The sequence below is a fragment of the Kordiimonas aestuarii genome (genome assembly GCF_025574465.1).
Classification (GTDB): Bacteria; Pseudomonadota; Alphaproteobacteria; order Sphingomonadales; family Kordiimonadaceae; genus Kordiimonas; species Kordiimonas aestuarii.
Window position 1 is genome coordinate 41,089 of the sequence record NZ_JAOBPP010000021.1, and the last position, 12,268, is coordinate 53,356.

The following is a 12,268-nucleotide window of genomic DNA, read 5'->3' on the forward strand; positions in this document are numbered from 1 at the left end:
GCCGATGTCCAACTATGACCTGATCACCTATTACGGGCCACTGGTACTCATCGCCCTTGCGCTTGCCTGGGGTTTTGCCCGCATCATGTACCTGAGCTGCGCAGAGGACATCACCGTGCTTGCTGTTGTTGGCCGCAAGCGCACGGGGCCAGAGGCTGTGCTGGCGCTTGTCGCCATCGTGCTTGACCTTTACCTCGTGGCGCGCCCCTTTGTGCCGGGGCTGGACCGGCTCGTGATGACGGCGCCCAATGCCTACGCCCATTATGGTGTCGCCGTTATGGCGCTTGGCATCGGTATCGCCGTGCTTTCGCAGGTGGACATGGGCAAGGCGTGGCGCATTGGCATCCCCTCCGGTATTGAGGCAAGCCAAAGCCTTGTCACCGGAGGGCTGTACCGCTTTTCCCGCAACCCGATCTATGTTGGCATTATGCTGTTTATCGTGGGCGCTGTCATTGTAGCCCCCGGCCCTCTCACCATCCTGTCGCTCCTGCTGACAGGGGTGTTCACCACCAAAATCATCGAAGCGGAAGAAGCCTTCCTGCACGGCGCGTTTGGCGCGGAGTTTGACGCCTATCGCCAGTGCACGCGGCGCTGGCTTTAACGGCCGCAGCCCATAAAAAAGCCGGAGGCAAGCGCGCTCCGGCTTCAGGCATAGGTGCAATAGGCTGGTTAGTCGATATCAATCTCGACATTCGCGCCACCACCGGTGCGGCAGCCGTAAACCAGTTCCCCACCCTTGTCGGTGCGGTCGCGCACAAAAAGCGACGTGCCATCAGGGCAACCGAACTTCACGCGTTGGCCGTCGGGCAATTTCACGGTTGCCTGACCGCCGTCCCAGTCATAATGACGAGGGCCATAACCACGGTCTTCACCCTCGACCGAAATCGAACAGGCGCCAAGGCCAACACTTAAAATGGATAGAATCAGAGCGTCTTTTGCTCGCATGGGGTATCTCCTCAACTGTCGTTAGCTATCGTTTGTATATTTTTATATATCGAAGTGATACAGGGGCGGGCGGCGCTGTGCAAGCCAAAATAATCAGAAATTCGCCCGCAAACCCACACGCCAGAAGCGGCGCTGTGCGAGCGTTTCCACCCCGTCCTCCGTAAGAGCCGAGACTACCTTGGCATCAAACAGGTTACGGATATCGGCAAACAGGCTTACCCCGCTGCCCAGCGCGTAATCAGCGCGAGCGTCAAAGGTGACGATACCCTCCAGTCTGCGGATATTCAGGTCATCATCATACTGGCCCGAAGCGTAGCGCATCAGGCCCAACAAGGTAAGCGGCCCACCCGCATCATAGGCAAGTGAGAGGTTCATCCCGTGCTTCGGGGTCTGCACCGGGCGGTTGCCCACAAGCTCGGGCCTTGCATCAAACGCTGTGATACGAGCGCGGGCATATTGATACCGTGCCCCCAGAGTCCAGCCGGGTTGCAACTTCAACTGGCCCTCAAGCTCAATGCCATCGGTGATGCTGGCGTCGATATTCGCCCGCTGCCTGAGCACTCCGCCCTCGGGCACAAAACCGCCAAGCGGGAAAAAGCCGGGGCCAAGGCCAATGGTCACATTACCCACACCGTCTCGCAGCCAGTTGCGGAAATAGGTGATGGACGCCTTGAAGGTGTTCAGCGGTTCATAGTCCGCCCCGATCTCTAAGCCATACAGTTTTTCGGGCACCAGGCCAGGGTTGGCCTCGGTGATGTCATTCACCACGCGGAACGGGCGGTAATATTCATTAAGCGTGGGCAGGCGCCAGCTGCGGTAGGCTGCCGCACGCAGGTCGATCGCCCCCGTGACCGGCACCACGGCACCCAGCCGTGCTGACGGTTGCCAGCCACTTCTGTCGGGCACCTCATCATCGCGCAGCACTGCGCCGGTTGTCATATCGCTTTCGGTGCGGGAGCCATTATAGCTGCGCCAGCGGTCCAGCCGAAGCGTGGCGGAAACCACAGCCGCGCCCACCTCCATCTTACCTTCACCGTAAGCACCCATCGTCCACTGGTCACCGCCAGCTGTGCGTTCGCGGGTGAAGCCGTCGCCCAGGTTGCGAAAACGTTCATTGGTTTCCCCGCTCATCCGGCGGCCATCAAGGCCAAGTTCAAAACCTTCAAATTGCATGCGCGCCAGCAGGCCCGCGCCCCATGCGGGCACATCATATTGGTCCAGCACTGCAAGTTCGGTGGTACGGCCATCACGGGCGGCAGAAAATACATTGGCAAAATCGCGCGTGCGGTAGTAGCTGACAACCTCCCACCGGCCGTCGCCCGCGTCACCTGAAAGCGTGAGCGAGGCATCGGCCGCTTCTGTCTCATTGGTTGCGAGGGCAAGACCGTTCACCCGGTCCTCGCAGAAGTAGCGCAGGGCGCCGCGGGCTTCAACGCCGCCGACATCATGCTCAACCTTCATGCTGGCAAAGGAGGCCTCATTAGCCGCCCGCGTGTCAACCGCGCCACGGTCAGCGGACCCAAGCAGATAATCGCCATCCGTCTGGAAATGCCCTCCAGCCAGGGCAAGGCCCATATCACCGAGGTAAAAACCCGCGCGGCCCCTGACGCTGAAGCTGTTGTCAGATCCATACCAGCCCTCAACACCAGGGCGCATGCCACGGATGGTGCGGCTGCGGATATCCACTACGCCCGCCAGCGCCTGCGCGCCATATGCGCCTGCGCTGCCACCGGGTTTCACGCGCATGTCCGCCAGCTCAAACGCATCAAGCGCGGACCAGTAGATCCAGCCGCCAAACGGGTCGCCCATGGGTACACCGTCAAGTGTCACCAACACCCGCCCTGCCGCGCTGGCGCCCACGCCGCGCATGGAAAGGCCTTGTGTGGTGGGATGGCCCGTCAGGCTGTCAGCGCGGCGGAAAAGCGTGACGCCGGGCACCGCGGCAAGCGCGGTATCCAGCCGAAAGCCGGGAGCAGCGCCTGCATCAAGGTCCAGCGCCTTCTGGCCAACAGCGTCAGCGGGCAAGCGTTTTTCCACAACGGAAATTTCCTGCCAGTTGGTCGTGCCGCCGGGCTTACTGTCCTGCGTGGCTCGCGCGGCGGGCGCGCACGTCATCAGCAGTGACAGCGCCGCCACTATTTTCAAAATGGGTTCGGACATAAGATGCAATCAGCGCAATATCTTCATCAGAGAGATAATCAAAAGGCGGCATTTCGTTGGAGTAGCCGCTGGTGCCCGCGGGCACGGCGGCACTGCCGAGCAGAATCATGTCAATCACCCCGCCAATGTCACCGTTTGCCTTCTCACTCAGGATCAACTCAGGCTGCATCATCGGTACACCGCCCCCGTCATACTGGTGGCATGCCGCGCAGTTGGCCTCGTATAGCGCCTGTCCGGTGCCACCGTCGGCTTCCTCATCCTGCGCATACGCCGCGCCTGTGAGGGAAGCGGCGACAAGCGCCGCCGCAAATTTATTGGCCTTCATAAACCACCTTCCAGACGCGACCGCCTGACATCAGGCTTGAAATATAAATCGCACCATCCGCACCTTCGGCAAGGCCCGTCGGACGGTGCTTGGCGTTCCGTGGGCTCATGATCGGGCCCTCGCCGGCAAAGCCGTCCGCGAAGGTGACCCAGTCACCTGAAACGGCGCCGGCTTCATCCATTGGCACAAATACAACGCGGTAACCGGCCTGTGGTTTTGGCGCCCGGTTCCACGACCCATGGAAGGCAATGAAGGCCCCGGTGCGCATCTCTGCTGGCAATACCTCACTGCGCGGGAACAACAGGTCATTAGGTGCCCAGTGGCCAGGGAAGGCAATCAGCGGTTCCTGGCCGCGGTCGGTTGTCGCCTTGCCATCACCGCCATATTCCGGCATCAGAACACGGCCCTCGATATCTGGGTCCACATAGCCGTAGGGCCAGCCTATGTCAGCTCCCTCTTCCACGCGGTGGAATTCCTCGGCGGGCAGTTCAGCACTTTGCTGTTCCGTGTACATATCTGGGAAAAAGCTGTTCAACTGGTCGCGGCCATGCTGCGCGATGTAAAGCGCGCCCGCATGCGGGTTCCAGTCAATCGCCATGGCGTTACGGATGCCGGTGGCGTAGCGCATACCGTCTACCTGGGTTTGCCCGGCCTTGTCGGCGTCAAAACGCCACACGCCACCGAATTCCTCAAGAATGGGGCATGGGTCCATGCCCGGGGAGCCTTTGGTGCGCATCTTTTCCATACAGGCGTTCGACGGCGCGCCAATGTTCACATACAGGTGGCCATCACTGTCAAAAGTGAAGGGCTTGGCTGAATGCTGGCGCTTGTTGGGGAAACCTTCGACGATCATCTCTGCCTCGCCTTCGGGTGCGCCACCTTCCGGCAACGGCCAGCGCATAATGCGTTCGTCTTCTGCAAAATACAGATGCCCATCGTTGATGCCCATGCCGGTGCCGGACATGCCCCTGGCAAACGGGACCCGCTCATCAGCCTTGCCGTCGCCGTCGCTGTCATAAAGCGCCACGGCACCAAAACCTTCCTCTGGTTTCATCAGCGCAACGTAGACCCAGCCATTGTCACTGACGGCCATGTGCCGCGCAGCGCCAATGCCGTCAGCAAATACCGTGGCCCGGAAACCGGGCGCAAGCTTGATGCCTGTGTCCGCCGGAATGGGGGCATCCTCTGCCACACCCGTAATGTCAGCCTGCGCAGGCACAGCCATCGCCGCACTCATCATCAAAATTGCCAGCAACTGTCGTTTCATCGACCATCTCCCAAATTTTGCCCTCAGGTATAAACTATGCGTGGCGCCATGCAAACAAACAAGAAAGTGATAAAAGCACACATATGTGATTAGCTAAGCTTTTGTAAAAACATGCAAATTTTCTATGGCCTTTTCTACGCACTGCCCATACTCTCGGATTAAAGTGGCTTCAGGCAGCCACCCGAGAGAGTGAAAACGGACGTTTGGCCATATTAGCCGCTCTCTGATTATATTTTATGGAAACTTGGATTTTTCAGGCGAATGCAAGTTGAACAGATAGAAGACCTTTCGCCCTATCTGGCGGATTTGACCGATATTCTTGTCGCCTCTGTGGCGGCTGGAGCGTCTATTGGTTTCCTGCCCCAGCTCGCGCGCGAAGAGGCCGAAAATTACTGGCTTGATGTGCAGAAAGCGGTCAATAAAGACCGCATCGTATTATTACTCGCAATCGAGAACGGCAAGGCGTACGGCACTGTACAGCTTGTACCTTGTCTTAAAGGCAACGCTGAGCACCGCGCCGAGGTGCATAAATTGATGGTGGGCCCACGCTCACGGCGGCACGGTATTGGCCACCGGCTGATGGCAGCACTTGAACACACAGCATGGGAAATTGGCCGCACGCTCCTTATTCTCGACACACGCAGGGGCGATGTTGCAGATGGCCTTTATGGTCGCATGGGCTATACCCGCTTTGGTATCGTGCCCGCCTTCACAATTGACAGTGATGGCACAAGCCATGATACCTGTTTCTTCTACAAACATCTGACCCCTGCCAAGTGAGAATTTGATGCCTTTCAATACCCCAAGCGCCGAGACCTATGAGCTTTTGATCAACCGCCGCAGTGTAAAAGCGCGCGATATGGTCGGTCCGGGCCCTGACAAGGCTGACATGGAAAAAATCCTCGCCGCCGCGCTGAGGGTCCCTGACCACGGCAAGCTGTTTCCGTGGCGCTATCTGGTGCTTGAGGGTGCAGCGCGCGAGAAGTTGGGCGACCTGATTGCACATGCGCTTGTCAAAGAAAATGAAAGCAGCCCCAAGGTTGCAGAGAAAATGAAGGGCTACGCCACGCAAGGCCCCGTGCTGGTGGTAGCCATCTCCAGCACCAACCCGAACAGCTCCATCCCCGTGTGGGAGCAGGAGCTATCGTCCGGCGCCGCATGCCAAAACATGATTATCGCCGCCACCGCGCTGGGGTACGCAAGCTGCTGGCTTACCGGCTGGGCGTCCTACAGCCCTGCAGTCAAGGGCGGACTGGGCCTTTCAGAAAACGAGAATATTGCGGGCTTTATTTTCTTTGGCACACAGGCCGACGAGCCAAGCGAACGCCCACGGCCCGATTTTGACAGCCATGTGACTTGGGGTTTCCCGTCCTGACCTGTTAGGCTAAGCGCCCACACACTGGTCAGAGGAATTTATGCCCCTATCCAAAAACTATAAGGCAGACCCGGCCTTTGCCACGCTTGGCGATGGGTTTGGTGATGCGGTGGAAGCCGCCGACTTCCCCAAACATATCCTCAGGTACCGCAATGATCGGGCGGCAGGCGACGTGGGCCTCAATACCCTCACCGATGAAGAGTGGATTGCACACTGTGCGAAGTTTGTGCGACTTCCGGGCAATCTCGAAAGCCCCATCGCACAGCGGTATCACGGGCACCAGTTCCAGGTTTACAATCCCGACATCGGCGATGGTCGCGGCTTTCTGTATGCCCAGATGCGCAACACACGCGGGCGCCTGATGGACCTTGGCACCAAGGGCTCCGGTCGCACACCTTATAGCCGGTCAGGGGACGGCAAGCTGACATTGAAGGGGGGCGTGCGCGAGATCATGGCAACCGAGATGTTGGAGGCGCTTGGTGCCTGCACGAGCCGCACCTTTTCTATCGTTGAAACCGGCGAGAGCCTGATGCGCGGCGACGAACCCTCGCCCACCCGCTCTGCGGTCATGGTGCGCCTGACCCACGGCAATATCCGTATCGGCACCTTCCAGCGCCATGCTTATTATACAGATACCAACCGGCTGAATACACTGGTGGACTATTGCCTGAAATATTATTTCGATACCGAAATGAAATCCAGCGACGCTGACAAGGCCCTGCATTTCCTTGGCCTTGTGATGGAACGCGTGGCGATGCAGGCGGCTGACCTGATGGCCGCAGGCTTCGTGCACGGCGTGCTTAATACCGACAATATCAACATTACCGGCGAGATATTCGACTTTGGCCCGTGGCGCTTCCTGCCGCGCATGGAGCTGGGTTTCACGGCTGCCTATTTTGATGAGCGGGGACTTTATGCCTTTGGCCGCCAGCCGGACGCGTTGCACTGGAATATCTACCAGCTTGGCGGGGCGCTGGCAGACATCTGCGAGGAACAGGCACTCAAGGACGTGCTGGAACCCTTCCCCAAGGTTTATCTTGCTGCCTTGCGGTCAAAACTGCTGGCCCGCATGGGGGTGAAGCCGAAGGGAGACAAGGATGACGACGCGCTGTTGAGCGCCGTCAATAATTTCATGCTGCGGGAGACCTTCTCCTACGAGCGTTTTTTCTTTGACTGGTACGGCGGCAGCCAAAGCGAAAAGCGCGCTGCCAAAAGCCCAGAGGCCGCGCGCTACGACGCCGACGCGGCGCTGAAAGCCGCGATCACCAGCTACGCCCCCGCCCGACCGGACGCATTGAACCATGCCTATTTTGGAGGCGATGGACCCTGCACCATGCTGATCGAGGAAGTGGAGGATATCTGGTCTCATATTGCCGAGCACGACGACTGGCAGCCCCTTTATGACAAGATAGACGCCATCCGACAGATGGGTGATGCGCTGACAAAGTGATGTTCGGCAGCTCGCGACACCAGGTTGCGAACAGGCCGCCTAGCGCCGACAGGCACAAAGCGTATCTTTGAGTAGCTGACAAGGAGGATGAGATGCCCGCACAGAAAATCATGTTTAGAGGCGCGCTAGGCGCCGAACTTGCCGCCAAGCTGGATACGCCTGAGGGCACACCCCGTGCCTACGCACTGTTTGCCCATTGTTTTACCTGCGGGAAAGACCTGAATGCCATCAACCGCATCGCCAGGGCGCTGAATGATGACGGCATTGCCTTGTTCCGGTTTGACTTCACCGGGCTTGGCCGGTCAAACGGCGATTTTGCCAACACCAATTTCTCCTCCAATGTTGCCGACCTTCTGGCTGCCGCAAATTACATGCGCGAGAAACTTGAGGCCCCGGCCATCATGATGGGTCACAGCCTTGGCGGTGCCGCCACATTGGTCGCTGCCGGACAGGTGCCCGAAGTGAAAGCCGTCGCCACCATCGCCGCCCCCTTTGACAGTGAAAATGTGCTCAAGCAGTTCAGCGAGGATCTTGACCGCATCGCCGAACAGGGTGAAGCCACCGTGGCTCTGGCTGGCCGCCCCTTCAAGATCAAACACCAGTTTGTTGAGGACGCCCGAGCGCAAAATGTGGAAGGCGCGATACGTAACCTGCGCAAGCCGCTTCTTGTGATGCACAGCCCCGTGGATAAAACCGTCTCGGTCGACCATGCCCGGCGCATTTTTGACGCGGCCAAACACCCTAAAAGCTATGTCTCGCTTGACTTGGCCGACCATCTGTTGATGGAGCGCCCGCATGACGGCGTGTATGTGGCACGGGTCTTGTCGGCATGGGCCAGCCAATACCTTGACCCAGCCCCTTGACAGCCGCCCAAGCGGATTGAAAATTAGCGCATTTCTTGTATAATGCTGCCAATTGCGGGTAAGCGTGGCTTGCGCGGCTGTGTCCTGAGTAAATTGCCAGACAAACCGCCCTGCCCTTGCTCTGATGGGGGCTTTCATCATGAAAACCATTCGTACGGCAGCCGTTGTGTTTGCCTGCTCATACAGCGCAGCCGTCTGCGCGCAACAAGGCCCACCAGCCTCGGCTGATCTGGACCAGTTGGCACGCCAGCTTCAGCACCTCAACGCAGCAGACCTGCAGGCCTTGCAAAACAAACTGCAAAGCAGCCAAACCCCTGCCGATATTTCTGCCCTCCTGCGTGCCGCACAGAACCCGGCCTCTGGCTATCAGTTGCCCGGCGGCCTGCAAGGCCTGTTGGACGGCAAAAAGGTGGAACAGCTTCTCAGGGAAGCGGCCAAGCCCAAGGGAAATCCGATGTCCTTGCAGCTGAACCGCCCGGAATATGAGTATAAAATCCCCACAGTCGGCACGCCGGTTTTACCCTCGCAGCCAACCCAGCCGGGCGTCACCCTGCCCACCCTCGGCACGCCGAAGCCAAAATGCGAGCTGCCGCCTTATTGCAAACATGTCACCAAGCCGGGACCACTTTGCCAATGCCCGGAGGAGGACGAGGGGGGCGATAGCCAATGACACATGCCATGAAAATCCTTGGCGCGATGCTGGCCGCCCTCGTGATATCGTCAGTTGCTGGCGCTTATGAAACAAACCCCTACGCCGCCAAAAGCCAGGAAGAACTGGCCATGATTGCCAAGGCGCAGGAGGATATCCTGAATGATCTTTCAGCCCAGTTGGACGAGCTCAAGGCGCAGCAGGTCACGGACCCTGCCACCCTCGCCGCGATGAAGGATGTTGAATTGACCTACTATGAGGCGCAGACCCAGCAGAACAGAACCATTGCCGCCCTGCTGCGAAAACAGGAGGATATCTTCCTCTATCAGGATGTGGCGTCCTACACGCTTCTGGTGATGGTGGTTGTCATTACCATGGCGGGCATCATTTTTTCCGCGAAGGAACTGAACCGCTCCGTGGCTGTCGCCCCGCCAGTGGCGGACCCTGGCAAAAAGGAACCCGACCCAACCGCGCGGGAAGGGGAAGGGGCGGCACCACAGCCCGCGCCGCAACCAATCCCCAACAATATCAAGATCGGTTTTTCCGGCATCCAGATCACCTCCGCCCTGACTGGCATCACCGTACTGACCTTGTCGCTGGCGTTCCTCTATCTGTTCCTGAAAGAAGTCTACCAGATCGAGGCTATACGCGTGCCGCACATCGAAGACCAGACGCAGGCAGCGAGCGGCGGAAAATGATCAGCGGCCAATATGCACCGCGCCGTGCTCATAAGCGGGCAGGATATAGCGTTCGATAATGTCGGTCGACTGGTCATGCATGCCGGGCGTGTTATAGGCCGTTGCCGTGATCACCGCCACAAGCTTCAGGCCCGGCACCACAACCACCTTGTTGCCGCCATTGCCTGACATGTAATAGGCCGGGTGCTTCTTGCCAGTGGTGGCGCTTTTGAAGTCCTGCAGCCACCAGAGATAGCCGTATGATCTCAGCTCATTCACCACACGCTGCGGCTTGGTGGATTTCGCCATCCACCCCTTGGGCAGGATGCGTCTGCCGTTCCAAACACCATCGGCGCGCGCCAATTCCGCCAGTTTCCAGAGATCACGGCTTTTCATCCGCAGGCCGCCGCCGGTTTGCTCCTCCCCCGTGGGGGACCGGTACCATTTGTATTCCTCAATTGTCAGCGGCCGGAAGATGGCACCGCGAACGAAATCGTCCACACTCAGGCCAGTTGCGCGCTCGAGCGCCTGCCCCAGCAGAAACACACCAGCCGTGCAGTAGCGGAACGAACCAAGGCCGTCGGCGTCACGGCTATAGTTTTCCTCAACCGGCAGGCCAAGCACAAAGCTGGTCCAGTCGTCACGCTCGTGCATCTTGTCCTCATAGCCCGCGCTCGCGCTGTCGCTGTCGTCGCAGTCCAGCGCGGAACTCATGGTCAGGAGGTCCCGCACCGTGATCGACCGTTTGAGCGGGTCCATATTGCCGTGCGGGGCGCGGTCGCCAAAAAGCTGGAAAACCGCTTCGTCCTCCCCCTCAAGCGCGCCCTGATAAACAGCAGCCCCCACGGCCATACTTGTCAGCGTTTTGGTCACAGAACGGGTATCGTTCAACATCTGCGGACCACCGTCCCCAAAATAATATTCTTCGACAATCTTGCCGTCCTTGGCGACCAGCACGCTGGTGATGTCCTTGAAGGTGCCTTCGCCAATCGCCCGCACCAGTTCCTCGGTGGTGCCATTGGCGGCATGGGCGGCGGGGGCAAACACGACGGCAAGACCGGTCAGCAGAGGTATCAAATGGCTTTTCAGATGGCGGCTCAGGCGCATATCGTTCCTCTCGGGCTGGAAGCGCAGAGTTGCTCTGTGCCACATGAAATGGGGCTAAACTATGGTATGGCCCTGAAACCCAGACCCTACTCTGCTTTCTCCGCTGCGGCAAATATACCTTCAAGTACCTCAAAGGGCAGCATGACGGACCCATGCCGGCCCGGGTGGTCCTGCACCGGGGCAAGGAGGGCAAGCGCCTCCCATTTTGACGGGAAATCCGCCTCACCGGTTTTCACCATATGGCGAAAGCGCCCGGCGATGTCTTCAAGCTCTGGCTCCGCAAGGCCGATGACATGCTGGCCGACAATGGCAGAGGTTGCCTGCCCAAGCGCACAGGCTTTCACTTCCCAGCCGAATGTCTTGATGCGGCCAAGCACAAGATGAGCGTCCGCACCAATACGGCTGCCGCAGATACGGCTGGTTTTTGTCACTGTCACATCTGCGGCCACCAACCGTTCCTGATGCGGAATGCGGGTGGTCCAGCGCAGAATGTCAGTGTTGTAGAGCTCGGTCATGTGGTGGCCTGTTTACTTGATCCGGTTAATTCTTTCGTTCGTAAAACCCTCAGGTCTGATTGCCAAGGGACAATATTGTGATCGCGTTCGAATCTTGCCTTTACCTTGAAATCGCTGTAATCCTGACCATATTAATGACAGTTTGTGCGTGGGTCTTCCACGCCAGTTTACATACTGCCCCGGCGTACTCTCGCCATGAAGGGGCCTCATCCACAGAAAGGAATTCTTGATGGATGCCGTACTTGAAAGGGCCGAAACCGGCTCTGAACTGAAGGTCATCCCGGATGGTGCTCGCGCGAGCGCCGGTGGCCGTCCATCGCGCGCTGAAGCCGAAGCTGCCGTCCGTACTCTCATTCGCTGGGCAGGGGACGACCCAAGCCGCGAAGGCCTGCTCGACACGCCAAAGCGTGTTGCCAAGGCGTATGAAGAGTTTTTCGCCGGCTATAAAGCCGACCCGGAGGAAATCCTCGCGCGCACCTTTGATGAAGTCGCAGGCTATGACGACATGGTCGTGCTGCGCGGCATTCGTGTGGAGAGCCACTGCGAACACCATATGGTGCCGGTGCAAGGCACAGCGCACGTGGCCTATATGCCAAACGGCAGCGTTGTGGGCATCTCCAAGCTCGCGCGTATCGTGGAAGCCTATGCCCGCCGCCTGCAAACGCAGGAAACCATGACGGCGCAGATTGCGGACGCGATTGAGAAATACCTTGAGCCTAAAGGCGTGGCCGTGGTGGTGGACGCCACACACCAGTGCATGACCTGTCGCGGCGTGAAGCATCACGGTGTTTACACCATTACCCGCCAGTTCCGCGGTGTGTTCCGTGAAGCCGACCAGGAACGCCGTTTCTGGGACCTCATCCGCGGCTAAAGGTTGCGACAAGAAACTGTGACTTGATGAAGCGGCACGATCATAAGAGACTGCCGCTTCATTC

At 58.8% G+C, this 12,268-nt stretch carries 14 protein-coding genes; 8 read left to right on the forward strand and 6 right to left on the reverse strand.

All coding sequences use genetic code 11. The features are described from left to right. Positions 1–4 precede the first annotated feature (4 nt). Positions 5–601: a methyltransferase family protein gene (locus OEU85_RS12735; RefSeq protein WP_262691874.1), complete on the forward strand. Its 597-nt coding sequence runs from the start codon at positions 5–7 to the stop codon at positions 599–601. 68 nt (positions 602–669) lie between these two features. On the opposite strand, the gene OEU85_RS12740 is transcribed toward OEU85_RS12735, so the two are convergent. From OEU85_RS12740 to OEU85_RS12755, 4 genes are all read right to left on the reverse strand, one after another. After that, entirely contained in the window at positions 670–945 is a 276-nt protein-coding gene (locus tag OEU85_RS12740) for a hypothetical protein (RefSeq protein ID WP_262691875.1), read from the reverse strand. 93 nt (positions 946–1,038) lie between these two features. Then, entirely contained in the window at positions 1,039–3,105 is a 2,067-nt protein-coding gene (locus OEU85_RS12745) for a TonB-dependent receptor (protein WP_262691876.1), read from the reverse strand. Continuing rightward, positions 3,020–3,430 carry a c-type cytochrome gene (locus OEU85_RS12750; RefSeq protein ID WP_262691877.1) on the reverse strand — a complete coding sequence of 137 codons (411 nt, stop codon included), beginning with the start codon at positions 3,428–3,430 and terminating at the stop codon, positions 3,020–3,022. The genes OEU85_RS12745 and OEU85_RS12750 overlap by 86 nt, the downstream gene beginning before the upstream one ends. Continuing rightward, on the reverse strand, positions 3,417–4,697 hold the full coding sequence (locus tag OEU85_RS12755) for a PQQ-dependent sugar dehydrogenase (protein ID WP_262691878.1): 1,281 nt from the start codon (positions 4,695–4,697) through the stop codon (positions 3,417–3,419). The genes OEU85_RS12750 and OEU85_RS12755 overlap by 14 nt, the downstream gene beginning before the upstream one ends. A 261-nt stretch (positions 4,698–4,958) precedes the next feature. Here OEU85_RS12755 and OEU85_RS12760 point away from each other — a divergent pair, with 261 nt between their 5' ends. The 6 genes from OEU85_RS12760 (at position 4,959) to OEU85_RS12785 (ending at position 9,732) form a co-directional block, all read left to right on the forward strand. Next, positions 4,959–5,477: a GNAT family N-acetyltransferase gene (locus OEU85_RS12760; protein WP_262691879.1), complete on the forward strand. Its 519-nt coding sequence runs from the start codon at positions 4,959–4,961 to the stop codon at positions 5,475–5,477. A gap of 7 nt (positions 5,478–5,484) precedes the next feature. Then, entirely contained in the window at positions 5,485–6,072 is a 588-nt protein-coding gene (locus tag OEU85_RS12765; protein WP_262691880.1) for a nitroreductase family protein, read from the forward strand. Between the two features lie 40 nt (positions 6,073–6,112). Further along, complete coding sequence (locus OEU85_RS12770; protein ID WP_262691881.1) at positions 6,113–7,522, forward strand: protein adenylyltransferase SelO family protein; 1,410 nt, start codon at positions 6,113–6,115, stop codon at positions 7,520–7,522. A gap of 92 nt (positions 7,523–7,614) precedes the next feature. After that, the gene (locus OEU85_RS12775; RefSeq protein WP_262691882.1) at positions 7,615–8,385 is read left to right on the forward strand and encodes an alpha/beta hydrolase family protein; all 771 of its coding nucleotides are present in this window, start codon (positions 7,615–7,617) and stop codon (positions 8,383–8,385) included. A gap of 139 nt (positions 8,386–8,524) precedes the next feature. Then, a complete protein-coding gene (locus OEU85_RS12780) occupies positions 8,525–9,055 on the forward strand; it encodes a hypothetical protein (RefSeq protein ID WP_262691883.1) in 531 nt (176 codons plus the stop codon). Continuing rightward, positions 9,052–9,732, forward strand: coding sequence for a hypothetical protein (locus tag OEU85_RS12785; protein WP_262691884.1), 681 nt, complete (start codon positions 9,052–9,054; stop codon positions 9,730–9,732). The genes OEU85_RS12780 and OEU85_RS12785 overlap by 4 nt, the downstream gene beginning before the upstream one ends. Here OEU85_RS12785 and OEU85_RS12790 read toward each other — a convergent pair whose 3' ends face one another. Continuing rightward, positions 9,733–10,818, reverse strand: a complete 1,086-nt coding sequence (locus tag OEU85_RS12790; protein WP_262691885.1) for a serine hydrolase domain-containing protein — start codon at positions 10,816–10,818, stop codon at positions 9,733–9,735. Between the two features lie 86 nt (positions 10,819–10,904). After that, the gene (locus tag OEU85_RS12795) at positions 10,905–11,333 is read right to left on the reverse strand and encodes an iron-sulfur cluster assembly scaffold protein (RefSeq protein ID WP_262691886.1); all 429 of its coding nucleotides are present in this window, start codon (positions 11,331–11,333) and stop codon (positions 10,905–10,907) included. A gap of 229 nt (positions 11,334–11,562) precedes the next feature. Here OEU85_RS12795 and folE point away from each other — a divergent pair, with 229 nt between their 5' ends. Then, complete coding sequence (gene folE, locus OEU85_RS12800; protein WP_262691887.1) at positions 11,563–12,204, forward strand: GTP cyclohydrolase I FolE; 642 nt, start codon at positions 11,563–11,565, stop codon at positions 12,202–12,204. The last annotated feature ends 64 nt before the right edge of the window (positions 12,205–12,268 follow it).

What these genes read in the sequence shown, in the direction of transcription:
- OEU85_RS12760 (WP_262691879.1), top strand. Translation starts at nt 4,959, where the DNA reads ATGCAAGTTGAACAGATAGAAGACCTTTCGCCCTATCTGGCGGATTTG.
- OEU85_RS12750 (WP_262691877.1), bottom strand. Translation starts at nt 3,430, where the DNA reads ATGAAGGCCAATAAATTTGCGGCGGCGCTTGTCGCCGCTTCCCTCACA.
- OEU85_RS12775 (WP_262691882.1), top strand. Translation starts at nt 7,615, where the DNA reads ATGCCCGCACAGAAAATCATGTTTAGAGGCGCGCTAGGCGCCGAACTT.
- OEU85_RS12755 (WP_262691878.1), bottom strand. Translation starts at nt 4,697, where the DNA reads ATGAAACGACAGTTGCTGGCAATTTTGATGATGAGTGCGGCGATGGCT.
- OEU85_RS12735 (WP_262691874.1), top strand. Translation starts at nt 5, where the DNA reads ATGTCCAACTATGACCTGATCACCTATTACGGGCCACTGGTACTCATC.
- OEU85_RS12795 (WP_262691886.1), bottom strand. Translation starts at nt 11,333, where the DNA reads ATGACCGAGCTCTACAACACTGACATTCTGCGCTGGACCACCCGCATT.
- OEU85_RS12745 (WP_262691876.1), bottom strand. Translation starts at nt 3,105, where the DNA reads ATGTCCGAACCCATTTTGAAAATAGTGGCGGCGCTGTCACTGCTGATG.
- OEU85_RS12740 (WP_262691875.1), bottom strand. Translation starts at nt 945, where the DNA reads ATGCGAGCAAAAGACGCTCTGATTCTATCCATTTTAAGTGTTGGCCTT.
- OEU85_RS12790 (WP_262691885.1), bottom strand. Translation starts at nt 10,818, where the DNA reads ATGCGCCTGAGCCGCCATCTGAAAAGCCATTTGATACCTCTGCTGACC.
- OEU85_RS12785 (WP_262691884.1), top strand. Translation starts at nt 9,052, where the DNA reads ATGACACATGCCATGAAAATCCTTGGCGCGATGCTGGCCGCCCTCGTG.
- OEU85_RS12770 (WP_262691881.1), top strand. Translation starts at nt 6,113, where the DNA reads ATGCCCCTATCCAAAAACTATAAGGCAGACCCGGCCTTTGCCACGCTT.
- OEU85_RS12765 (WP_262691880.1), top strand. Translation starts at nt 5,485, where the DNA reads ATGCCTTTCAATACCCCAAGCGCCGAGACCTATGAGCTTTTGATCAAC.
- folE (WP_262691887.1), top strand. Translation starts at nt 11,563, where the DNA reads ATGGATGCCGTACTTGAAAGGGCCGAAACCGGCTCTGAACTGAAGGTC.
- OEU85_RS12780 (WP_262691883.1), top strand. Translation starts at nt 8,525, where the DNA reads ATGAAAACCATTCGTACGGCAGCCGTTGTGTTTGCCTGCTCATACAGC.